Origin of the sequence: Pseudomonas graminis, assembly GCF_004364335.1 — a bacterium.
Lineage (GTDB): Bacteria > Pseudomonadota > Gammaproteobacteria > Pseudomonadales > Pseudomonadaceae > Aquipseudomonas > Aquipseudomonas graminis_D.
The window spans coordinates 1-22,933 of record NZ_SOCR01000007.1; the positions used below are offsets into that span (position 1 = coordinate 1).

Here is a 22,933-nt window from a genome sequence, read left to right on the forward strand (position 1 = left end):
GGGTTCCTTCACTCCGGTCTCGCTCCGTGGGCCCGCCGCCATCCGCCATCCATGGCGGGGGGCGGCTCTCGCGGCATCCATGCCGCTCGGCCCACGCAGCGAGACCTGTGTTCAGCCTGCACCCAAGTCGCGTTTGGCGGTGTCTGTGTTTTTTGCGTATGAAGATCAAGATCTAAAGCGAATCAACAGCTTCCCGGCTGAAGCCGGTCCCACAGGGTGAACGCGATTTTACTGTAGGAGCCGGCTTGCTGGCGAAAGCGGAGGGTCAGGTATGAATAAAGTGACTGACTTAATGCATTCGCCAGCAAGCCGGCTCCCACAGACTGAGTTCCTACAGTAGGACCGGCTCTTGATCGTTCCCACGCTCCGCGTGGGAACGCATCCCATGGCGCTCTGCGCCGAAATCTGTCCGCCAATCCATTTCCGATTGCCTCGACTGCGTTGAGCTGTTATCTGTACGTCCGTCCAGTGTTCCGATCGACGGCCAGCCCTTTTAGTGACTTCCATTTCCAGCATTTCCCCCGATACCCGCGCAGCTCCTGTCGAGCCTGCGGCGGTGGCGGCTGTCGATCCGGAATCGGGTTATCGGGTCGCGGTGCGGGAGTTGTGTGAGTTTACGGCGAAGGCGGGGGATCTGGATTTGCGGTTTACGCCGTCGCCCACGGCGCAGGAGGGGATTGCCGGGCATCGGACGGTGGCGGCGCGGCGGGGGCCGCAGTATCAGTCCGAAGTGGCGTTGAGCGGGATGTTTCATGAGCTGAGGATTCGGGGCAGGGCGGATGGCTACGACGCTGCGCTGAACCAGCTTGAGGAGATCAAGACCTACCGCGGCGACCTGAGCAGCCTGCCCGCCAACCACCGGCACCTGCACTGGGCCCAGGCGAAAGTCTATGGCTGGCTGCTTTGCCAGCAGTTGCAACTGGCCGAGGTCAATCTGGCGCTGGTGTATTTCAACATCATCAGTGAGCAGGAAACGCTCATTCAGCAGCGTTTCACGGCAGCCGAGTTGCAGGGGTTTTTCGAAACTCAGGCGGGGATCTTTCTGCAGTGGGCGCGGCAGGAACTGGCCCACCGCGATGCCCGTGACCATGGGCTGAGCGCTTTGAAGTTTCCCCACGCCGATTTTCGTACCGGGCAGCGGGCGTTGGCCGAGTCGGTGTACAAGGCGGTCAGCACCGGGCGCTGTTTGATGGCCCAGGCGCCCACGGGGATCGGCAAGACCATCGGCACGGTGTTCCCGATGCTCAAGGCCGCGCCGACGCGCAAGCTGGACAAGGTGTTTTTTCTGACCGCCAAGACCCCGGGACGCAAGCTGGCGCTGGATGCGCTGAGCGTGATTGGGCGCAGTGCCCCGGAGCTGAGCCTGCGCGTGCTGGAAATGGTCGCGCGCGACAAGGCCTGCGAACACCCGGACAAAGCCTGCAACGGCGATTCATGCCCGCTCGCCAAGGGTTTTTACGACCGGCTACCGGCAGCGCGGAGCGAGGCAATGATCAAGCCGTGGCTCGATCAGGCGGGGGTGCGTGAGGTCGCGCTGAATCATCAGGTATGCCCCTATTACCTCAGTCAGGAACTGGCGCGCTGGTCGGACGTGGTGATCGCCGACTACAACTACTATTTCGACCTCAGCGGCATGCTGTTCGGCCTCAGTCAGTTCAATCAGTGGCGCGTCGCGGTGCTGGTGGACGAGGCCCACAACATGGTTGAGCGGACGCGGTCGATGTACAGCGCGACCCTCGATCAGCACAGCATGAACCAGGTGCGGCAGAGCGCGCCGGAACCGGTGAAAAAAGCCTTGCAGCGGCTGAACCGCGACTGGAATGCCCTGCACAAGGAGCAAGTCGCGCCTTACCAGGCCTACGCCGCCACACCGGCCAAGTTTCTCAACAGCCTCAATCTGTGCATCACGGCGTTCGGCGACTATTTCAACGAGCACCCCCACGCCGCCAACGGCGAGCTGCAAAGCTTCTATTTCGAGGCGATCCAGTTCGGTCGTATTGCCGAGCTGTTCGACGAGCACTTCCTGTTCGACATCAGCAAGCGCGAGCTCGGCAGCAAGTCGCTGTCCCGCCTGTGCCTGCGCAATGTCGTACCGGCGGGTTTCGTGCGTCCGCGCCTGACCGCTGCGATCAGTGCGGTGCTGTTCTCCGCGACGCTCAATCCACGGCACTTCTATCGTGACTTGCTGGGCCTGCCTGAGACCACGGCGTGGGTCGACGTCGAGTCGCCGTTTCAACGCTCTCAACTGGACGTCGAAATTGTCAGCCGGATTTCCACCCGCTACACCCATCGGCAGGCGTCGCTGGCGCCCATCGTCGAGCTGATGGCGCGGCAGTTCGAGGCGCGGCCGGGCAATTATCTGGCGTTTTTCAGCAGCTTCGATTACCTGCAGCAGGTGGCCGAGTTGATGGAGCGCAGCCACCCGGCCGTGCCGGTGTGGAAGCAATCCCGGGGCATGGCCGAGGCCGAACGACAGGCCTTTCTCGAGCGCTTTACGCCGGCCAGCCAAGGCATCGGCTTTGCGGTGCTCGGCGGCGCGTTCGGCGAGGGCATCGACTTGCCGGGCGCGCGGTTGATCGGGGCGTTCATTGCCACCTTGGGGCTGGCGCAAATCAACCCGGTCAACGAGCAACTTAAACAGCGCATGAGCCTGTTATTCGGCGCCGGTTACGATTACACCTATCTCTATCCCGGCATGCAGAAAGTGGTGCAGGCCGCCGGCCGGGTGATTCGTGGTGTGGAGGATCGCGGGGTAGTCGTGCTGATCGACGATCGTTTCGCCGAGCGCAAGATTCAGCAACTGTTGCCAGCGTGGTGGCAACTCTGATCAGCGTCTGTTAATTGTCTCAGGACGTTACGGATCAATAGCCGAGCGCCACGGTCCAACTGCCAGTAAACTGCCGCGCCAATGGTATTTCAGGCGGCGTTTCAGGTGGTTTCCCGCTGGGTCGGGACCTTTTCTTTTTTGTCTTTTTCTATTTTTCATCCACGGAGGTTTCGCATGAGTATCAGTCCATTCGCGGGCAAACTGGCGCCTGCAGAATTGCTGGTCGATCTTCCTCGTCTGGTGACGGCCTATTACACCGGCCAGCCCGACGCGTCGGTGGCGACCCAGCGTGTTGCCTTCGGTACCTCCGGGCACCGTGGCAGCTCTTTCGAATTGAGCTTCAACGAGTGGCACGTGCTGGCCATCAGTCAGGCGATCTGCCTGTACCGCCAGGCCAACGGCATCGACGGCCCGTTGTTCCTCGGCGCCGACACCCATGCGCTGTCGACCCCGGCGGCCGCTTCGGCGCTGGAAGTGCTGGCGGCCAACGGCGTCAACGTGATGATTTCCGAGGGTGCCGAATACACCCCGACGCCGGCGATCTCCCACGCCATCATCTGCTACAACCGCGGGCGCACCACCGGTCTGGCCGACGGCATCGTCATCACGCCTTCGCACAATCCGCCGGAAAGTGGCGGCTTCAAGTACAACCCCACCAACGGCGGCCCGGCTGATTCGCACATCACCAAGTGGATCGAGAACAAAGCCAACGAATTGCTCGCCGAGCGCCTCGTCAACGTCCAGCGCGTCCCTTACGAAAAAGCCCTGCGCGCCGACACCACCCATCGCCACGATTACATCAACACCTACGTGGCGGACCTGAAAAACGTCATCGACATGGATGCCATCCGTGGCGCCAACCTGCACCTGGGCGTCGATCCGTTGGGCGGGGCGGGCGTGAATTACTGGTCGGCCATCGGTGAGCACTACGGCCTGAATCTGGAAGTGGTGAACAAGTTCGTCGATCCGACTTTCCGCTTCATGAGCGTGGACTGGGACGGCAAGATCCGCATGGACCCGTCGTCCAATTTCGCGATGCAGAGCCTGATCGGTCTGAAGGATCGTTTCCAGGTGGCCTTCGCCTGCGACCCGGACCACGACCGCCACGGCATCGTGACGCCGACCGGTGGCTTGCTCGCGCCGAACAATTATCTGGCGGTGTCCATTGATTATCTGTTTCAGAACCGTCCTGAATGGCGTTCGGATGCCGCTGTAGGCAAGACCGTGGTCAGCAGCGGGATGATTGATCGGGTGACCCGGCGTCTGGGCCGCCGTCTGTACGAAGTGCCGGTGGGCTTCAAGTTTTTCGCCGAAGGGTTGTTCGAGGGTTCGCTGGGCTTTGGCGGTGAAGAGAGTGCCGGTGCGTCGTTCCTGCGTCGTGACGGGACGGTCTGGACGACGGACAAGGATGGTTTGATCCCGGCATTGCTGGCCGCGGAAATCCGCGCGCGTAAAGGCCGTGACCCGAGCGAGATGTACAAGTCGTTGACCGATGAGTTGGGCGAGCCGGTGTCGACCCGCGTCGAGGCGAAGGCCAACTTCGAGCAGAAGGCGCTGTTGAGCAAGCTGTCGCCGGAGCAGGTGACGTCGACGGAGCTGGCGGGGGAGAAGATCGAAAGCATCCTGAGCAAGGCGCCGGGCAATGATCAGGCGATCGGTGGCCTGAAGGTCATTACCGAGAACGGCTGGTTTGCCGCGCGGCCGTCGGGGACTGAGGATATTTACAAGATCTATGCCGAGAGCTTCAAGGGTGAGGATCACCTGAAGCGTCTGGTGGCTGAGGCGCAGGTGCTGGTGGACGGTGCGATAGCGCCTTGAAGGTACGTAGATCAAGAGCGTCTGCCTAAGGGCAGACATTTCGCCTTCGGCGAGTTACTTGGAAAAGCACCCCAAGTAACCAAGGGTGCTTGCTCCTGGTTTGGCCCTTCCTTCGTCAGGGTTCCTTCACTCCGGTCTCGCTCCGTGGGCCCGCCGCCATCCGCCATCCATGGCGGGGGGCGGCTCTCGCGGCATCCATGTCGCTCGGCCCACTCCGCGAAACCTGCGTTCAGCCTGCACTCAAGTCGCGATTTGTGGTGTTTGAGCCATCGCGTACGAAGATCAAGATCAAAGGCTTCCCGGCTGAAGCCGGTCCTACAAGGGCGCGGCGTGTCAGCTTATGGTTTGATCGTTCCCTCGCTCCGCGTGGGGATGCATCCCGTGACGCTCCGCGTCACTTCTCCAAACTGGACGCGCGTCGTCTGCAGGACGCAGAGCGTCCGGGGCGGCGTCACTACGCGGAGCGTGGGAACGATCAGAAAGAGCGGCGACGATCTCCACTGTAGGACCGGCTTTAGCCGGGAAGCCCTTGATCTGCTCTTGATCTTTGAACACAAAAATCCCAAACACCGCCAATCGCGACTTGAGTGCAGGCTGAACGCAGGTTTCGCGGAGTGGGTCGAGCCGCATGGATGCGGCGAGAGCGCCGTCAGGACAGGGATGTCCGTTCGGCGCGTGCCCACGGAGCGGGACCGGAGTGAGGAAATTCCGACGAAGGAGGAACCAAGCCAGAAGCAAACACCCTTGGTTACTTGGGGTGCTTTTCCAAGTAACTCGCCGCAGGCGAAACGTCTGCCCCCAGGCAGACGCTCTTGATCTAGATCTTGATTTACGGCTTTTTAAGCCACATCCACGAGGACGATTTCGCTGTCTTCAATGGCCGTCACCCGCAACACACGCTCATCCTCAACCGCTACACCGTCCCGCGCTTCGGCACGCAAACCGTTGACCTCGATAACACCTGTCGCAGGCACCATATAGGCCCGACGGCCCGCATCCAGCACATATTCAGCCGTCTCACCCGCCTTCAGATTCGCCGCCACCAACCGGGCGTTCGCCCGAATCCGCAGCTCGATATCATCGTCCGCCTTGCCACTGGCCAGCGTCACGAAGCCTTCGCGGTCGCCTTTCGGGAATGGCTTGGCGCCCCAGGACGGCGGAGCACCGACCTCGTCCGGCATGATCCAGATCTGGAAAATCCGCGTCTCTTTCGACTCCAGATTGTATTCACTGTGCGCCACGCCTGTGCCGGCACTCATCACCTGCACATCGCCCGCTTCGGTACGGCCACGGTTGCCCAGGCTGTCCTCGTGAGTGATGGCGCCTTCACGCACATAGGTAATGATCTCCATGTCCCGGTGCGGGTGACGCGGGAAGCCCGTGCCGGCTTCGATCACGTCATCGTTCCACACCCGAAGTTGGCCCCAGTTCATCCGGCTCTCGTCGTAGTAACTGGCGAACGAGAAATGGTGATGGGCGTTCAGCCAGCCGTGGTCTGCGCCGCCAAGGGATTTGAAAGGTCGAAGTTGCAGCATGATCAGTTCCTCCGTAGCAGGGCCGGGCCTGTGGCAGGGCGCCGCTGGTGATGACTTCTCAGTCGATGGGGCAATGATCTATTAACCAAGTATCGATAAAAAGCGTAAGTTCTGCATGAATGCAATCGGATAATTCGATGTGTAGCTGTTCATGCAAGTTATAAACACGCTGCCCTTTATCGGCTAACTCCCTGACGGCAAAGCATTTCACTGGAGCTGAAAGACGAATGGGGCGACCATAGGCGCCCTGTCGAAAACGCTGATACCTGGAGCCCGCGTGCCGCACGATTTTTCCGCCGAGCTACCCACCGAGCCAAACCCACTGCCGCCTGACCTGAATCCCCCCGAACGCCTGCCGTTGTTCAAACGGCTGATGGCCCGGCTGATGGGCGGGGGCTTGTCGCGCATCCAGGCGCAGCACGTGCCGTCGTGGCATCAGGGCCACGCCGATGGCTACCTCAACGGCCATGCCGAGGGCATGAACGAGGGTTACGCCGAAGGTCATCTGGATGGCATCGAAGAAGGCCGTCAGGTGCTGGTGATTCGTGACACGCGGCTCCTTGAGCACCGTGGCCCGAGGGTTGACGACCACCTGTTCGACGATTGGCGCCTGCCCCTGACCAACGAGCTGAAAAAGCGCATCAAGGCCGACGTCGCCGAGAAACTGCCCGCTCACGCGCAACCCACCGCCGCGCAGTGGAAGATGATTTTCAGCGACACCCCGTCGACCTACGTGATTGCCGGCGCCGGGGCCGGCAAGTCGACCTCGCTGGTGTTGCGCGTACTGCTGCTGAACCACTACCTGAGCTTCGAGCTGGACTCGATGACCGTGGTGACCTTCACCCGCGAGTCGCGCAAGGATTTCATCAACAAGCTCATCGAGATCATGGCGCTGTGGGGCCACGACCTGACCCTGCGTCAGGCCCGCGAAGTGGTGCGTACCTTTCACTCACGCATCCTGCCGCTGGTGCGCAGTCTGCCGGGTTTTGAGCAGTTGCAGGCGTTCGAGAACCTCAGCAGCCAGTCCGGCCAGTTGTTCGACGACAGCGCCGACAGCAACCCCTTCGACTTGCGCATCAATGACGCCCAGCGCCAACAGTTGAACCTGTGCTACCGGGATTTGTACGCCGCCAGTCCGCGTTTTCGCGAGGTCATGGCGCCCTTGTACCGCCAGTCCCTGCAACTCAAGGAACTGGACCGCGATCACCCGGACGTGCAGAAACGCATCACCGTGATGGGCCTGTCGTCCAAGCGCGACGAGGAGTTGTGCGACGTCATCGAGGACCTGTGGATTCGCGCTGGCGCCTGGCCGATCCAGGGCGTCGAGCCGATGCGCCAGACCGTCGAAGTCAGCGGCCTGACCTTTCACGTCCACGGTTATGCCGCCGAGCTGGATGCCTGGATCGTCCTTGGTTTCGACCCCGGCGAAGACCAGCACCTGCGCCGCCCGGACGCCAAGCTGCCGGTGTGGGCCGAGTGGGTGATCAAGCGCACGCTGTTCCAGGCGTTCTGCCGCAAGCCGGTCATCTGGCTGGAAAACTACCAGGCCTCGCGCGGGATGATGCAGTCGTTGTCCGGCGCGGCGGTGGCCGGGCCGGGCTTCGATTACAAAGTCAAAGGCGAGCTGAGCGCCGCGCCGCTGCTGGACTGTTTTGTCGCCGCTGCCAGCTTCATCGAAAACCTCGGGCTGGACGTGCCGGACGCTGTGGCGCAGATGCGCTTTTCCGATCAGGACCCCGACCGGTTTTTCTTCGAAGCGCTGAGCCTGTTCTGGAAGGCCTTCGAGAATCACTTGCTGGATCAGTCGCCGCCGGTGATGACCTATAACCGTATGTTCTCGCTGTTCGGTGAAAACTCGCCCGAAAACCTCAAGCTGGTCAGCGATGCCGGGCTGCGGCCGCTGTCGCACCTGATGATCGATGAGTTTCAAGACGTCTCGCCGCAGATTGTCTCGTGGATCCGCGCCAGTCTGCGCGAGATCCGCAGTCGCGGCCCGGCGCTGCATGTCGGGCGCGGTGCCCAGCGTTCATCGCTGCTGTGCGTGGGCGATGACTGGCAGTCGATCTACGGCTGGCGCGGCAGTTCGCCGAAATTCTTCATGGAGTTTGCCAAGGAGTTTTCCTCGCCCGCGACCACCAAGGTCATGCTCAGCGATAACTTTCGCAGTCATCAGCACATCATCGACGCCGCCGAGCACATCGTGCGCGCCGCGCCGGGGATCAGCGGGAAGAAGGCCCGCGCCAGCGGCCCGGAGCAGGAGCTGCTGCCAGTGACCGTGCTGGATCGCGACGATGACCGTTTGCTGGCGAGCCTGACCGAGCACTACCACGCCGGCGACTCGGTGCTGCTGCTGTACCGCAAAGGCAGCGAACGCAGCCGCTTGCCGGAAGCCTTGCAGGCCCTTGCCGATGCCGATTACCGGCTGCCGCCCCATGAACGACGCCTGAAACAACTGACCTACCACAGTGCCAAGGGCCTACAGGCCGACGCCGTGTTTCTGCTCGGTGATTGTCAGCATCTGACGCAATCGCCGTACAAGAATCAGGTCTATCAGCTGGCCGGTCTGGGGCGGGAAGGGGATCTGGAAGCGTTCGACAATGCGCAGAAAGATGAAGTGTTGCGTCTGGCCTATGTGGCAATCACCCGCGCCGTTCGCCACTGCTACTGGTTCATCGACGCTGCAGGCACTGACGATGGGAATATACCGCGTGCCTCGGCGAGGGTTGCAGGGGAAAAACCGTTCTTCGATGATCGCCGAGGCGCGGGGTCACTCAGTACTTCGTTGAGCACTTCACTCGGCACGTCAGTGGAATAGGGCAGGACGCCCAGGCCCTCAGGCCCGGTTGAGGTAAAGCGAGCGCCTCGGAATGAAGGTCTCGACCTCCAGTTCGATGGCCTCGATGATGCGCTCCACGTCCGTCGCGTTCATCACGGTGGCGCATGGGATGGCGGCGATGGCAATGATGGTCTCGCCGCTGGCCCGGTCAAAAAGACGGGCCACCATGCTGCCGGGCGCATCCATGTTGGCTTCGAAGCCCACCGGATGAAAATGCCAGCGCATCAGCTGGCAGGCGTTCGGAAACGTGACTTTGTTCATGGACCCACCTCGTTCAATCAAGCACTTCACAAGCTCCGCAGGGTAGGAAAACGGCAGGTCTGTCCAGGCTTCGGCAGCGATCGACACGTCGCTTGAGCAAGCCTGGCCCGCAGACCACGAGTCAGGTAAAGGTAGCACCGAGTTCTGACAGTGTCGGGAAATAAATCCTGCATAACTGAGAATTTCATGTTTCATTGATCTTTGTCATTGAGCGCTTATATCCAGGTGCATGTTTTAACTCGAGCTGAATCGTTATAGCTATCTAAAAGATTTGGTACGAAGTAAGTGGGCGGAAACATAGGTCCCTAAATGCTTAAAGTGCCCGCATGAATATTAGGTAACGGCCGATAGCAGGACGAGCGTCAATAAAAAGACTCGACGCAGCATCAGCCTTTAAGAGAGATCATCCATGTCGATAAGAAACATGAACATTGCGCCTCGCGCATTTCTGGGATTCGCGTTCATTGCCGCACTGCTCATTGGCTTGAGCGTTTTCTCGGTCAACCGGATGGCGGCGATTCGCCAGGCCACCATCGACATGGAGTCCAACCAACTGCCCAGTATCGCCAGCCTGAGCGAGATGCTGGAGAACAGTTTGCGGTTACGCATCACCTCCTTCCGCACCCTGGTCAACCGTGAGCCTGCGTCGCTGCGTGAAACCGAGGCGCGCATTGCCGAACTGATCGGCAAGTTGCAGAACGCCAAGAAAAACTACGCAGCGCTGCCGGCGGATGGCGAAGAGCTAGCGGTGTACAACCAGTTTGAAGCAACACTTGCAACGTTCCTTGATGTTCAGGCCAAGGTGCTGGACTTGTCGCGTCAGGACAAGACCGAAGAAATGCGTGCAATGATAAACACCCGTATGAAAGAGGCCACCGACCTCATGGGTGTTCAGATCAATCAATTGATTGTTATCAACAAGAAAGGCGCCAGCAATGCAGCGGCGGTTTCCAGGCAGGAATACGACAGCGCCAACGTGAGCATCATCGCTGTTTCGGTTGCCTCCGTGCTGCTGACGATACTGCTCGCGTGGTTGCTCACCCGAAGTATCGTCAACCCTATGACCCGAGCGGTTCGCGCCGCAGAAGAGATTTCATCGGGCGATCTGACCCGCCCCATCGAGGTCGACGGCAAGGACGAAGCGACCCAGCTGTTGCGCGCCCTGGCAACGATGCAGCGCAATCTGCGTCAGACCATCGAGCTGATTTCCGGCTCGTCCACGCAATTGGCGTCGGCGGCCGAGGAACTGAGCGCGGTGACGGAAGAGTCCTCGCGCGGTTTACAGCAGCAGAACAATGAGATCGAGCAGGCGGCAACGGCCGTCAACGAGATGACCGCCGCCGTCGAGGAGGTTGCGCGCAACGCGGTGTCGACGTCCGAAGCTTCAAAGCAGTCCAATCAGGCCGCGCGTCAGGGCCGTGATCGGGTGGTCGAGACGGTGAAGTCGATTCAGGACATGACCCAGCAAATCCAGGCCACTTCCGGGTTGGTCGAAGGTCTGGCGGCTCAGGGCCGTGACATCGGCAAGGTGCTGGACGTGATCGGCTCGATTGCCGAGCAGACCAACCTGTTGGCGCTCAACGCCGCCATCGAAGCCGCCCGTGCGGGGGAGGCGGGTCGCGGGTTTGCCGTGGTTGCCGACGAAGTTCGCGCGCTGGCCCACCGCACCGCGCAATCGACCACGGAAATCGAACAGATGGTTGCCGGCATTCAGACCCGCACCGGCGACGCCGTGCAATCCATGTCGCGCAACACCGATAGCACCCGTACGACGCTGAGCCTGGCCAGTTCGGCGGGTGATGCACTGGAGCTGATCACTGAAGCCATTGCGCAGATCAACGAACGCAACCTGGTCATCGCCAGTGCATCTGAAGAGCAGGCGCAGGTGTCGAGGGAGGTGGACCGCAATCTGGTCAATATCCGCGACCTCGCCGCGCAAACAGCGGCGGGCGCGAACCAGACCAGCGCCGCCAGCCATGAGCTGTCGCGGCTGGCGGTGGATCTGAAAGCCATGGTGGGGCGGTTTGTGATTTGACGCAGACGGCGCACGCCGGGATTTTGTGTGCGCCGGCGATTGCTTGCGTTGCGCAGGTCCATTGTAGGAGCGCGCTTGCCCGCGAATGCGATCTGCCAGCGCCAGCCATTTAGCCTGGCCCAGCGGATTCGTCCGATCGCGGCCCGCCGCAAGCCTGCTCCTGCGGATTTTGTGTGCGCCGGCGATTGCTTGCGTTGCGCAGGTCCACTGTAGGAGCGCGCTTGCCCGCGAATGCGATCTCCCAGCGCCAGCCATTTAGCCTGGCCCAGCGGATTCGTCCGATCGCGGCCCGCCGCAAGCCTGCTCCGGGTTGATTCTTCGGCTCATCATTTCACGGCGTCGAACGCACATTATCCTGTAGGAGCCATCGGAGGTTACGACGGTCGCGAAGGCGGCGGGTCTGTGACAACGGCGTGGTTTGACCCAATGCTTTCGCGGGCAAGCGCGCTCCTACAGTTTTGTGTCCGTGCTCGAGCTGGCTCCTACCGTCTGGATCTTCAACCGCGCCAGGCAGCTGGGTTGACCAGATCCTTCGGTCGCTCGCCCGCCAGGGCCGCCAGCAGATTGTCCACGGCACAGCGGGCCATGGCCTCGCGGGTCTCGTGAGTCGCCGAGCCCATGTGCGGCGTCGCCACCACGTTGTCCATCTTCAACAGCGGCGAGTCCGGGTTCACGGGCTCCTGCTCAAAGACATCCAGACCCGCCGCGCGAATCTGGCCGTTCTGCAGCGCGGCAATCAGCGCCTGCTCGTCCACCACCTTGCCCCGGGCAATGTTGATGAAGATGGTCTCCGGGCGCATCAGCGCAAATTGTTCCGTGCCAATAAGCCCCTGGGTTTCAGCGGTCAGCGGCACGGTCAGGCAGACGAAATCAGCCTCGCGCAACAGGTCTTCCAGGCTGCGATAGCGTGCATCAAACCGCGCTTCCACCGCCGGCTTCGGTGAGTGGCTGTGATAGAGCACCGGCATCCCGAAACCGAAATGGCCCCGTTGCGCCACCGCCTCGCCAATCCGGCCCATGCCGATGATGCCCAGCGTCTTGCCATGCACGTCGGAACCAAAATGCTGCGGCCCGATGTTCTGCTTCCACTGCCCGTCGCGAACCATGTTCGCCAGCTCCACCACGCGCCGCGCAGTAGCCATGATCAGCGCAAAACCGGTGTCGGCGGTGGTTTCGGTGAGCACATCCGGTGTGTTGGTGAGCAGAATGCCGCGCCGCGTCAGGTAGTCAATGTCGTAGTTATCGACGCCCACCGAGACGCTGGACACCGCTTTGAGCGTCGGCGCCAGGTCCAGCAATCCGGCGTCCAGCTTCACGCTCGCGCCCAGCAGCGCATCGGCGTGGGGCAGGGCGTCGCGCAGGCGGGCCAGGCCGGCGCTGGATTTCGGATCATCGATCAGCGTGACCTCGGCGTGGGCCTGCAGGCGCTGCATCAACGGCGCCGAGAGTTTCTTGTAGAGCACAACATGGTTCGTCATCAAAAGGGTTCCCGATCAGGAATGGGCAGGCGCAGGACCAACGCCGGGCTTGTCGCTCAGGGGCTGGGCCTTGCTGTCCGGCTTGAGCAGCAGCGTCAGCACCACCGACACCAGCAGCGCGCCGCTCATGAACAGGTACGAAGCGCTCAGGGTGCCGGTGACGCCGTTGAGGTAACCGACGAGGTAGGAGCCGGCGAACGAACCCAGCGCACCGAGGCTGTTGATCAATGCCATGGCGCCGCCCGCGACGTTGGCCGGAAGGATTTCCGGGACGATGGCGAAGAACGGACCGTAAGGTGCGTACATGCAGGCGCCGGCAATCACCAGCAGCGAGTACGACCACCAGAAGTGCTCGGTGCCCAGCGCGTAGGAACCATAAAACGCAACAGCCGCCAGCAGCAGCGGCGGCCAGACAAACGCTTTGCGCTTCTGGGTTTTGTCCGATGCCCACGACACCAGCACCATACCGATCACGGCCGCCAGATACGGCAGGGCCGAGAGCCAGCCGGCTTCGACCATGTCCATCTGCATGCCTTTCTTGATGATGGTCGGCAGCCACAGCACGAAGCCGTAAACGCCGATGCTCCAGCAGAAATACTGCGCGGCCAGTAGCAGTACCCGTGGCGAACGGAAGGCTTCGGCGTAGTTTTTCACCGGCTTGATGCCGACCTGTTCGGCGTCGAGGCGTGCTTGCAGTTCGGTCTTTTCTTCTGCGGTCAGCCACTTGGCCTGGGCCGGACGCTCGTCCACCAGACGCCACCAGATGAAGGCCCAGATCACTGCCGGCAGGCCTTCGACGATGAACATCCAGCGCCAGCTGAAGTGTGCGACCAGATAACCGGACACCACCGACATCCACAGCATCGTCACCGGGTTGCCGAGAATCAGCACGGTGTTGGCGCGGGAGCGTTCGGCTTTGGTGAACCAGTAGCACAGGTACACCAGCATCGCTGGCATCACCGCCGCTTCGACCACTCCGAGCATGAAGCGGATGCCGATCAGCATGTAGGCGTTGGACACGATGCCGGTCAGGGTGGCCAGGCCGCCCCACAGAATCAGGCTGACGAAGATGAGTTTTTTGACGCTCTTCTTCTGCGCGTAGATCGCGCCGGGCACCTGAAAGAAGAAGTAACCGAGGAAGAACAACGCACCCAGCAAGGACGACATGCCGGGCGTGATGTGCAGGTCTTCGGCCATCCCCGAGGCGGCGGCGAAGCCGTAGTTGGCGCGGTCCAGATATGCCAGGCTGTAGGTGATGAAGACGATGGGCATGATCAATAGCCAGCGACGTTTGAGGCCGGCGTGTTTCACGGATTCGAGCAGCTTTTCCATTTCAGGCTCCCTGAGCATGTTGTTTTTGTCGCAGCAGGTGATGGAGGTTCGGTGTGTGTAAAAGCGAGCTTCAGGCGCTCTGTCGTCGCGCGCCTGCCGAGACGTTGGCGGTATCGAGGGCGGCGCGGGTGGGCAGGCCTTCCATGTCGCCACGGCTTTGTACGGCCTGGCTGCCCACCCAGTTGCCACGGGCAGTGGCCTGTTCGAACCCGAGGTTTTCCAGCAGTGCGCTGATCACACCGACGGCGAATCCATCGCCTGCGCCCACGGTGTCGACCACGTTGGCCACCGGCACGCCGGGCAAGAACGCCTCATTGAGCTGGGTGCGGTAATACGCACCCTTGGCGCCGAGTTTGATGATCACTGCCTCGACGCCCATGTCCAGGTAGAAGCGGGCGATGTCAGCCGGGGTGTCAAAACCGGTGAGCAATTCACCCTCGGCCAGCCCCGGCATGACCCAATGGGCGTGGCTGGCGAGGTGGTTTACTTCACGGATCATCGTCGCCTGGCTCGACCACAGCGAAGGCCGCAGATTCGGGTCGAACGACACGCTGCGACCGGCGTCGCGCATTTGCGTCATTAACACGTGGGAAAGCTCCCGGCAGGTGTCGGACAGTGCCGCAGGAATGCCGGTGGCGTGCAGGTGCCTTGCCTTTAGCAGCTCGGGGACGATGTCGTTGACCGACAGGTGACTGGCCGCCGAACCCCGACGGAAATACTCGACCACCGGGTCGGCGCCTTCCAGCTCCAGGGATTTGAACTGAAAGCCGGTGGGGTGCGCGGCGTCCACGGTGACGTGGGCACAATCGACGCCTTCCTGTTGCAGGCTGTCGGTGACGAAGCGGCCCATGGAGTCGTTGCCGACCCGGCTCAGCCACGCCACTTTGAAGCCCAGCCGCGACAGACCGATGGCCACGTTGCTGTCGGCGCCGGCAATGCGTTTCTCGAAGTGACGCACCTGGGCCAGGTCGCCGGTTTGTTCGGCCACCAGCATGGTCATGGTTTCGCCGAAGGACAGAATATCGATCTCAGACATGGCTCAGCGCCTCCGTTTCCTTGTGGCTGGTCTGCGCTGATTGCGACTGGCCGAGGCGGGCGAGCAGCGCAACCTGCTCGCGGGTCACCTGAAGCAAGTCGTCGCCTTGCAGCGGGTATTCAACGGCGCGGGGCAGGTTTAGCGGCATGTGCTGGATGAGCAATTCCCACTCTTGCAGGTCGATTGACGCTGGCGGCACGGCGATGAGCTTGCCAGCCGCGTTCCGAGTGATTGCTTTGCAGTGCAGGTATTCGACGTAACGGCCCAGCTGCTGGGCGGCGTCGCGGGCGGACTGTTCCTGCCAGCGCCAGTTGCCGATGTCGAAGGTCATGCCGATGGGCATTTGCAGCGCCGTGATCTGCGCGAAGAACTGCACGAAGGGCTCGATGCGGCCGCCTTGCTCGGTCTGGTCGTTTTCCACCAGCAGGTGAACGTCGTAGGGCGCAAGACGATCGGCCAACGCAGCGACGTCGCAGTGCTCGCCAAAATGCCCCAGCGACACTTTGAGCCAGAACGCCCCGCAGGCGCTGGCGCGTTCAAGGGTTGGTTTAAGTTCGGGGTTCGGTTGACGGTCGCCTTCGAGCCACAGCTCAAGGGGCGCCGAGTACAGGCATTCCAGGCCTTGGGCCTGAATGGCGCGGGCGAGTGCAGGGAAGTCCTGATGATCGACGCCGGGGCTGAACAGCTCTTCCCGCAGCTCGATGCGCCTGACGCCGGCACCGACCAGCAGGGGGATAAAACTGGCCTGGCCTTGGGCTCGCACTAGATCGGCACCGAAGGCGCCGAGGCTGATGGCAACGGATGGTAGGGTCATTATTATTGTCCTCTGAAACCGGTTACATTTTTGTTCGAACGAGCGAACCGGGTAAAAGTTCGCGTCGGCGTGCAGGGTCTGACCTGCGGTACATGTTCGCGTCTGTCAGGTCTGTCGTCGGGTCGATCCCCGCGCGATCAACTGCGCGGGGAAGTCGTACAGACGCACCGGCTCCTGATCGCCGCGCAGTCGATTGAGCAGGCATTCGAACGCGGTGATGCCCATTTCATGGGTGGGTTGGGCGAGGGAGGTGATGCCGCTGCCGACCAGCGGGTACCAGTCCAGTTCGTCGAGGGCGATCAGCCCGATGTCGTTGAACAGGTGGCAGCCCAGTTCATGCAGCTTGCGGGTGGTGATCAGGGTAGCGACGCCGTTGGCGGTGAACAGCGCTTTGGGGCCGGGACCTTGTTGAGCAAGGAAGTCGTGCAACCGGCCGCGCAACGAGTCGCCGGTTTCGCAGACCTGGCCACCCATGTCGGTTCGCTCGGCGATCTGTTGTTTGAAGGCCTCCACCCGCTCGATCCGTGAACTGGTGCCGTCCTGGGGTTCGGTGACCATGAGCACGTCGCGATAACCGGCGTCCTGCAGATGATCCAGCGCCTGCCGGACCGCTGCGACGTTGTCGAGGCCGACGAGGTCGCTGTGCAGTTCATCAACCTTGCGGTCCACCAGGACCATCGGCAGTTCGCTGTGCAATTCGCGCAGTTCGTCGAGGTGATGGCCGAGGGTGTTCACGATCAGGCCTTCGATGTTGTACGAGCGCAGGGCGGCGAGGTGCAGGCGTTCCTGTTCGTCGTCGCGGTCGGTGTTGCACACGACGAGGCTGTAGCCGTGCTTGCGGCAGGCCGTTTCGACGCCGTGCATGACGGCAATGGAGTAGGGGTTGCGGATGTCGGCGACGAGCATGCCGATCAGGCGGGTGCGGCCGCGTTTAAGGCCGCGGGCCATTTGATTGGGGCGATAGCCGAGGGTGTCGATGGCCTGTTCGATGCGTTTGGCGATGGCTTCGGACAGCAGTTGGCGGTCATCGCCGATGAAGCGCGAGACGCTGGCCTTGGAGACGCCGGCGAGGTCGGCGACGTCGTTCATGGTGACGCGGGTGCGCGTTGGTATGGAAATGCTGTTCACGGCCTGGACCTTATTGGATTTATCAGCAGGCTTAATGGGGAGAGCTATTTGGCTCTGAAACCGGTTTCAGGAGACACCAGATCTTTGTGGGCGTCAATACGCTGTTAAAGGCATCTGCCTGACGGCAGATATTTCGCCTTCGGCGAGTTACTTGGAAAAGCACCCCAAGTAACCAAGGGTGCTTGCTCTCGGTTGGTCCCTTCGTTCCTCAGGGTTCCTTCACGCAGGTCTCGCTCCGTGGGCCCGCGCCGAACGGACATCCATGTCCTGACGGCGCTCTCGCCGCATCCATGCGGCTCGGCCCACTCCGCGAAACCTGCGTTCAGCCTGCACCCAAGTCGCGATGGGCGGTGACTGACCCTTTTCCGCATGAAGATCAAAAGCAAAAGCGCCAGCGCCCGCATCGGCGCTGCGCCAGGGCTGCTTCCCGGCTGAAGCCGATCCCACTGGGGGAACGCGATTTCACCGTAGGAGCCGGCTTGCTGGCGAAAGCGGTGGGTCAGGTATGAATAGAGTGACTGACAGAATGCATTCGCCAGCAAGCCGGCTCACACAGACCGAATTCTCGGAGTAGGACCGGCTTCAGCCGGGAAGCGTTTGATCTGCTTTTGATCTGCGTTTGATCTTCGTACACAACAAGTCCAGTCACCGCTAAACGCGACTTGGGTGCAGGCCGAACGCAGACGACGCGCAGTGGGCCGAGCGGCATGGATGCCGCGAGAGCGCCGTCAGGACAGGGATGTCCGTTCGGCGCGGGCCCACGGAGCGTCGTCGGAGTGAGGGAACCCGACGAAGTCGGGCCCAACCGAGAGCAGGCACTTTTGCTTACTTTTGGTGCTTTTCAAAAGTAACTCGCCGAAGGCGAAACCCGAGGCCGTTAGGCCGACGCCCTTGACCTTGACCTCAGCCCTTAAAACTATCCCGCCAGGCCAAAAACCGCCGTTCCAGCATCGCCAGCACCCCATCGGTCAACTTGCCCAACACCGCCAGCACAATAATCGCCGCCAGCACAATGTCGGGCCTGGACGTCTCGCGACCATCACTGAGCAAATAGCCCAACCCCTTCGTCGCCGCGATCAACTCCGCCGCCACCAGAAACATCCACGCCAGACTCAACCCCGAGCGCAAGCCGGTGAACAGACCGGGCAGGGCGGCGGGCAAAAACACATGCACGATCATCTGCCGCTGACTGAAGCGATACATCGTCCCCACCTCCACCAACTTGCGATCGATATTGCGAATGGCCGCGACGCCGTTCAGGTACACCGGGAAAAACGCGCCAATGGCAATCAACACAATCTTGGAAGTCTCACCAATCCCCAGCCACAGCAACAACAGCGGCACCCAGGCCAGGCTCGGGATTGAACGCAGGCCGGCGAAGGTCGGCTCCAGATACGCTTCCGCCTCGCGGCTGAGCCCGACCCAGGCCGCAAACACCAGGGCGAGCCCCGCGCCGATCACGAACCCCGACAGCACCCGTGTCAGACTGGCGCCGATGTGTTTCCACAGGGCGCCGCCTGCCAGGTCCGTCAGCGTCGTGGCGATCTCGCTGGGTGCCGGCATCTGGTAGGACTGTACCCAGCCGATGCGGACCGCGATTTCCAGCATCAACAAAATCGCCACTGGCACGGCAAGACCCTTCAAGCGGGTCGGCCACTTCCCACGTGCCTGAGGTACAGACGGTTGCGCGTCAGGCGCCTCATCCTTGAACACCTGCGCCCTGGCGCTGGCGCCGCCACTGATACCACCGCCACCGGCCTCGCTGACCCGGGCATTGCTCATGGCTTGGCGACGACCGCGTTGCCGAAGCTCGGGTCGATCAATTGATCGATGACCTGGTCGACGTTCGTCCCTTTGCGCACCAGCTCTTCCGAAACCAGAATCGGCGCGGCGGCCTTCGACGCGCTGACGTCCTTGTCGGTCAGCAGAGGGCTGCCGAGGTCAGTGCGCGTCAATTGCAATTTGGCGACATCCAGCGGCAGGCCTGACTCGGTGGCGAGCAGTTGCGCCAGCTCGTCCGGATGTTTCAGCGACCATTCCCGGGCTTTTTCGTACGCGCCCAGGACGGTTTTGATCGCTTCCGGGTGCTCCTTCGCATAACGCTCGGTCACGCTGACGACGCCAAAGCTGTTGAAGTCCTTGTTGCGATACAGCAAGCGCGAGCCGGCCTGGATTTCGCTCGCCGCCATGTGCGGGTCCAGCCCGGCCCAGGCGTCGACATCGCCTTTCTCCAGCGCAATGCGGCCGTCCGGGTGCTGCAGATGCAAGAGCTCGACGTCGTCTTTGGTCAGCTTCGCCTGCTGCAGGGCGCGCAGGGTAAAGAGGTAAGGGTCGGTGCCTTTGGTGGCGGCGATTTTCTTGCCCTTGAGGTCGGCAACGTTCTGTAGGGTCGAGTCCTTGCGCACCACCAGCGCTGTCCATTCGGCGCGGCTGTAGACATAGACCGATTTGATCGGGCTGCCGTTGGCTCGCGCCAGCACTGCCGAGAGACTGGCGGAGGAGGCGAAGTCGATGCCGCCGCTGTTGAGGTATTCCAGCGAGCGGTTGCTGCCCTGGCTGAACACCCAGCTGACGTTGCTTTCTGGCAGCGCTTTTTCCAGCCAGCCGAAGTGCTTGAGCACCAGACTGACTGGCGAGTAATAGGCGTAATCCAGGTGCACCTCGGCCGGTGGGGCCTCTGCAGCCTGGGCCAGCGGTTGAAGCGTCAGTGCGAGTGCGCCGGCGAGTATTTTGAATGAGGTCGGCAGACGGGAAAATGCTGTCATGGGTCAATGTCCAATCAAGGGGCGAAAGCTGCGCGCGGCTGCTTATGACGAAATCAGCAGTCGGAGCGAGCCAGTCTGCTTAATTGGAATATTGCAGGCTTTGTGCCATTGGCTCTCGCGCCCGTGTAGACGCGAATTTCCGGGAGTCCTAGGCCGTTGACGGTGTCCATGACACGGCAGTCTGTTGATCGGATGTCGCTGGACAAACAGTCGCACCGGCAGTCGGACCGGGTCAGGTAATCTCTTCACACGTCGCTGTTCCGACACCCGCGTATCTGACCGTTCGGCGATTAAATCGGTAAATCAGGCGGTTGCGTGCAACCTCTTGAGCGTTTTCTGATCTGATCGGCTTTCGTTATACGGAAATATTCGCTCGGCATACTGCATCAAGCCGCACGCTGACAAGGACGTTGCATCGGGCGTCACGCCCATCACGAACCATCAGAATTCCATGCCGATATGAGCCTTTCAACACCGCCTCTGTTGTCCCGCGCAATGCAGCGCATGACTTACTTTGTGTTGCCGACCCTGCTGATCGCCTCCGCCATTTTCTGGTTCGCGGCGGGGAAAGGTGTGCACGCGGAGTCCAAGAACGGCACCCAGACCCTGGTGTTTCTGCGCCACGCCGAGAAGCCCGAAAGCGGCCTGGGCCAACTGAACTGCCAGGGCCTGAACCGCGCCATCGACCTGTCCACGGTACTGCCCAACACTTTCGGCAAAGCCGACTTTATCTTCGCGGCCAACCCCAGCCGCCATGTGGAAGAGGGCGAACACGATCATTCCTACAGCTACCTTCGCCCGCTCATGACCGTAGGCCCCAGCGCGATCAAACTGGGCCTGCCGGTCAATATCGATTTCGCCGCCAATGACACCGGTGATCTGGCCGATGAGCTGATGCGCGACAAATACCACGACGCCACCATCTACACCGCCTGGTCCCACGGCTACCTGCCGGAGCTGATCAACAAAGTCGCCGAGGAGGCGTCGGGCGAGAAGATCAAACTCGTCAACGACTGGGTCGCCGAGGATTTCGATTCCGTGCTGGTGCTGACGCTCAAGTGGAACGACGGCAAAGCCACGCTGCAGTATGAGAACTACAAGCAGAACCTGGATGGCGGGGCAGTGGGCTGCCCGAGCTGATTGAATCTAGCGAGTTTTGCGTTGTGACACCTGACGCTTTCCCGGCTAAAGCCAGTCCTACAGTTAGAACGCGATTCCATGTAGGACCGGCTAAAGCCAGTCCTACAGTCAGAACGCGATCCCATGTAGGGCCGGCTTCAGCCGGGAAGAGGCCCGTCAGATCACCCTCAATCATGCCTGCCAGCCCGAAAAGTTTGTGCCTCTCCATCGATTACGCTAGCGTCAGCCGACCCTGACTGCCGGCGGTTCCCCATGCTTCAACCTCTTCAGCCCCACGCCTCGCGCCTGATCCCTTTCAATCCGCCGTTCGACTGGCAGCGCATGCTGGATTTCTTCAAGGCGCGGATGACGGCGGGCGTGGAAGCGGTGGTCGATGGGGTGTATAGGCGCAACATCGACTTCAAGGGCAGCCACGGTGCCTTGACGGTAGAGCTGGCGCCGGACGGGCAGCATTTGCTGGTGACCGCCCACGGCGAGGTGAGCCGGCACATTGATGAGCTGATCGTGCCGGTTTCACACATGTTCGATCTGTACGCCGAACCGCAAATCATCGACCAGACCCTCTCGCAAGACCCGTGGCTGGCGTCGCTGGTGCAGCGTCGTCCGGGGCTGCGCGTGCCGGGGGCGTTCTCCGGGTTTGAGCTGGCGGTGCGCACGATTGTCGGGCAGCAGGTCAGCGTCAAGGGTGCGACCACGATTGTCGGTCGCCTCGTCCAGCGCGCCGGGGTTCAGGTCAGCGAAGGTCTGCATGAACAACTGGCTTGGCGATTCCCGACGCCAGACGCCCTGGCGCAGGCGAACCTGGACAAGATCGGCATGCCCGGCAAGCGCGTCGAGACCCTGCAGCGTCTCGCCGCGGCGGTGGCCAGTGGCGAGCTGTCCCTCGACGTTCGCCATGGCGACATTGGCGATTTACGGCGACAACTGCTGGCCATGCCCGGCATCGGCCCCTGGACCGTGGAATACATCGCCATGCGCGCCTGGCGTGACCCGGACGCCTGGCCCGCCGCCGATCTGGTGCTGATGAATCTGATGACCCAGCAGGAGCCATCGCTGCTTCGCCTGCCGCAGCACAAGGCGCGGGCGGAAGCCTGGAAACCCTGGCGCGCCTACGCCGCGATGCACGTCTGGAATTCCGCAGCGGACGCGGCGGGCAAGCAGAAGGGCGGTTAAACCGCGAGTTTGAGCGCAAGAAGCGGGTGGTTCGGGCAGGTCGCGCGCGTAGTATGTCGGCATCCGACCCGCGCCCGGACGATCCCGGCTAGCGGTTAGGACAACAAGCGTCAGCACACAAGCCAGAGCAGGAGCCAGACGATGACCTTCACTTACCGTTTCATCGATTCTCCGGTCGGTCAGTTGAAGCTGATCGCCAAGGGCCCGCGTCTGGCCGCCGTGCTGTGGGAGAACGACCGTCCGAACCGCGTGCTGCTCTGGGCGATGAGCGAAGATGCCGGCAGCGATATTCTTGATCAGGCCGAGTGTCAGCTCGCCGAATACTTCGCCGGACAGCGTCAGCGCTTCGAGCTTGAACTCGAATTCCATGGCACCGCATTTCAGCAGAAAGTCTGGCAGGCCTTGCTGACTATTCCCTTCGGCGAAACCCGCAGTTATCTCGACATTGCCCTGCAGATCGGCAACCCCGCCGCCGTGCGCGCAGTCGGTGCGGCCAATGGCAGGAACCCGATTTCCATCATCGCCCCGTGCCACCGGGTGATCGGTAGCTCCGGCGCGCTGACCGGTTTTGCCGGAGGCCTGGACGCCAAGCACCTGCTGCTGACCCTTGAGGGTTATCAGCCCGCACGGCGGGGCAAGCGCGTCATGGCCGCGGCTTCGACCCAGGCTTCACTGTTCTAGACTGGCGCCCACAGGCACCCACACGCCCACCCTGAAAGTCACCACCCGCCCAGAAACCGAATCAATGGAGATGA

The 22,933-nt window shown here is 61.7% G+C and carries 16 protein-coding genes; 7 read left to right on the top strand and 9 right to left on the bottom strand.

All coding sequences use genetic code 11. The features are described 5' to 3' along the window. Nucleotides 1-556: 556 nt before the first annotated feature. On the top strand, nucleotides 557-2,827 hold the full coding sequence (locus EC919_RS14080) for an ATP-dependent DNA helicase (protein ID WP_133775403.1): 2,271 nt from the start codon (nucleotides 557-559) through the stop codon (nucleotides 2,825-2,827). Between the two features lie 174 nt (nucleotides 2,828-3,001). Continuing rightward, the gene (pgm, locus tag EC919_RS14085; protein ID WP_133774864.1) at nucleotides 3,002-4,645 is read left to right on the top strand and encodes a phosphoglucomutase (alpha-D-glucose-1,6-bisphosphate-dependent); all 1,644 of its coding nucleotides are present in this window, start codon (nucleotides 3,002-3,004) and stop codon (nucleotides 4,643-4,645) included. Between the two features lie 839 nt (nucleotides 4,646-5,484). On the opposite strand, the gene EC919_RS14090 is transcribed toward pgm, so the two are convergent. Further along, on the bottom strand, nucleotides 5,485-6,180 hold the full coding sequence (locus tag EC919_RS14090; RefSeq protein ID WP_133774866.1) for a pirin family protein: 696 nt from the start codon (nucleotides 6,178-6,180) through the stop codon (nucleotides 5,485-5,487). 373 nt (nucleotides 6,181-6,553) lie between these two features. Here EC919_RS14090 and EC919_RS14095 point away from each other — a divergent pair, with 373 nt between their 5' ends. After that, nucleotides 6,554-8,995: a UvrD-helicase domain-containing protein gene (locus EC919_RS14095; RefSeq protein ID WP_243842271.1), complete on the top strand. Its 2,442-nt coding sequence runs from the start codon at nucleotides 6,554-6,556 to the stop codon at nucleotides 8,993-8,995. A gap of 18 nt (nucleotides 8,996-9,013) precedes the next feature. Here EC919_RS14095 and EC919_RS14100 read toward each other — a convergent pair whose 3' ends face one another. Then, on the bottom strand, nucleotides 9,014-9,277 hold the full coding sequence (locus EC919_RS14100) for a DUF1652 domain-containing protein (RefSeq protein ID WP_432213817.1): 264 nt from the start codon (nucleotides 9,275-9,277) through the stop codon (nucleotides 9,014-9,016). Nucleotides 9,278-9,686: 409 nt separating this feature from the next. Between EC919_RS14100 and EC919_RS14105 the strand changes: the two genes are divergently transcribed. Then, on the top strand, nucleotides 9,687-11,312 hold the full coding sequence (locus tag EC919_RS14105) for a methyl-accepting chemotaxis protein (RefSeq protein ID WP_133774868.1): 1,626 nt from the start codon (nucleotides 9,687-9,689) through the stop codon (nucleotides 11,310-11,312). Nucleotides 11,313-11,809: 497 nt separating this feature from the next. Here EC919_RS14105 and EC919_RS14110 read toward each other — a convergent pair whose 3' ends face one another. The 7 genes from EC919_RS14110 to EC919_RS14140 all read right to left on the bottom strand — a co-directional run bounded on the left by EC919_RS14110 (nucleotide 11,810) and on the right by EC919_RS14140 (nucleotide 19,865). Beyond that, nucleotides 11,810-12,790: a 2-hydroxyacid dehydrogenase gene (locus EC919_RS14110; protein ID WP_133774869.1), complete on the bottom strand. Its 981-nt coding sequence runs from the start codon at nucleotides 12,788-12,790 to the stop codon at nucleotides 11,810-11,812. Between the two features lie 15 nt (nucleotides 12,791-12,805). Next, the gene (locus EC919_RS14115; protein WP_133774871.1) at nucleotides 12,806-14,122 is read right to left on the bottom strand and encodes an MFS transporter; all 1,317 of its coding nucleotides are present in this window, start codon (nucleotides 14,120-14,122) and stop codon (nucleotides 12,806-12,808) included. 70 nt (nucleotides 14,123-14,192) lie between these two features. Next, nucleotides 14,193-15,158 (bottom strand): sugar kinase, encoded by a 966-nt coding sequence (locus tag EC919_RS14120; protein WP_133774873.1) that lies wholly within the window; start codon nucleotides 15,156-15,158, stop codon nucleotides 14,193-14,195. Further along, on the bottom strand, nucleotides 15,151-15,972 hold the full coding sequence (locus tag EC919_RS14125; RefSeq protein ID WP_133774875.1) for a sugar phosphate isomerase/epimerase family protein: 822 nt from the start codon (nucleotides 15,970-15,972) through the stop codon (nucleotides 15,151-15,153). The genes EC919_RS14120 and EC919_RS14125 overlap by 8 nt, the downstream gene beginning before the upstream one ends. Nucleotides 15,973-16,077: 105 nt before the next feature. Continuing rightward, nucleotides 16,078-17,061: a LacI family DNA-binding transcriptional regulator gene (locus EC919_RS14130; RefSeq protein ID WP_133775406.1), complete on the bottom strand. Its 984-nt coding sequence runs from the start codon at nucleotides 17,059-17,061 to the stop codon at nucleotides 16,078-16,080. Between the two features lie 942 nt (nucleotides 17,062-18,003). Then, nucleotides 18,004-18,882 (bottom strand): ABC transporter permease, encoded by an 879-nt coding sequence (locus tag EC919_RS14135; protein ID WP_133774877.1) that lies wholly within the window; start codon nucleotides 18,880-18,882, stop codon nucleotides 18,004-18,006. Next, nucleotides 18,879-19,865 (bottom strand): aliphatic sulfonate ABC transporter substrate-binding protein, encoded by a 987-nt coding sequence (locus EC919_RS14140; RefSeq protein WP_133774879.1) that lies wholly within the window; start codon nucleotides 19,863-19,865, stop codon nucleotides 18,879-18,881. Before EC919_RS14140 ends, EC919_RS14135 begins: the two co-directional genes overlap by 4 nt. A gap of 495 nt (nucleotides 19,866-20,360) precedes the next feature. Between EC919_RS14140 and EC919_RS14145 the strand changes: the two genes are divergently transcribed. The 3 genes from EC919_RS14145 (at nucleotide 20,361) to EC919_RS14155 (ending at nucleotide 22,859) form a co-directional block, all read left to right on the top strand. Beyond that, nucleotides 20,361-21,005, top strand: coding sequence for a hypothetical protein (locus EC919_RS14145; RefSeq protein ID WP_432213821.1), 645 nt, complete (start codon nucleotides 20,361-20,363; stop codon nucleotides 21,003-21,005). Between the two features lie 252 nt (nucleotides 21,006-21,257). Then, the gene (locus tag EC919_RS14150; protein ID WP_133774883.1) at nucleotides 21,258-22,178 is read left to right on the top strand and encodes a DNA-3-methyladenine glycosylase family protein; all 921 of its coding nucleotides are present in this window, start codon (nucleotides 21,258-21,260) and stop codon (nucleotides 22,176-22,178) included. A gap of 141 nt (nucleotides 22,179-22,319) precedes the next feature. Beyond that, nucleotides 22,320-22,859, top strand: a complete 540-nt coding sequence (locus EC919_RS14155; protein ID WP_133774885.1) for a methylated-DNA--[protein]-cysteine S-methyltransferase — start codon at nucleotides 22,320-22,322, stop codon at nucleotides 22,857-22,859. Nucleotides 22,860-22,933: the final 74 nt, after the last annotated feature.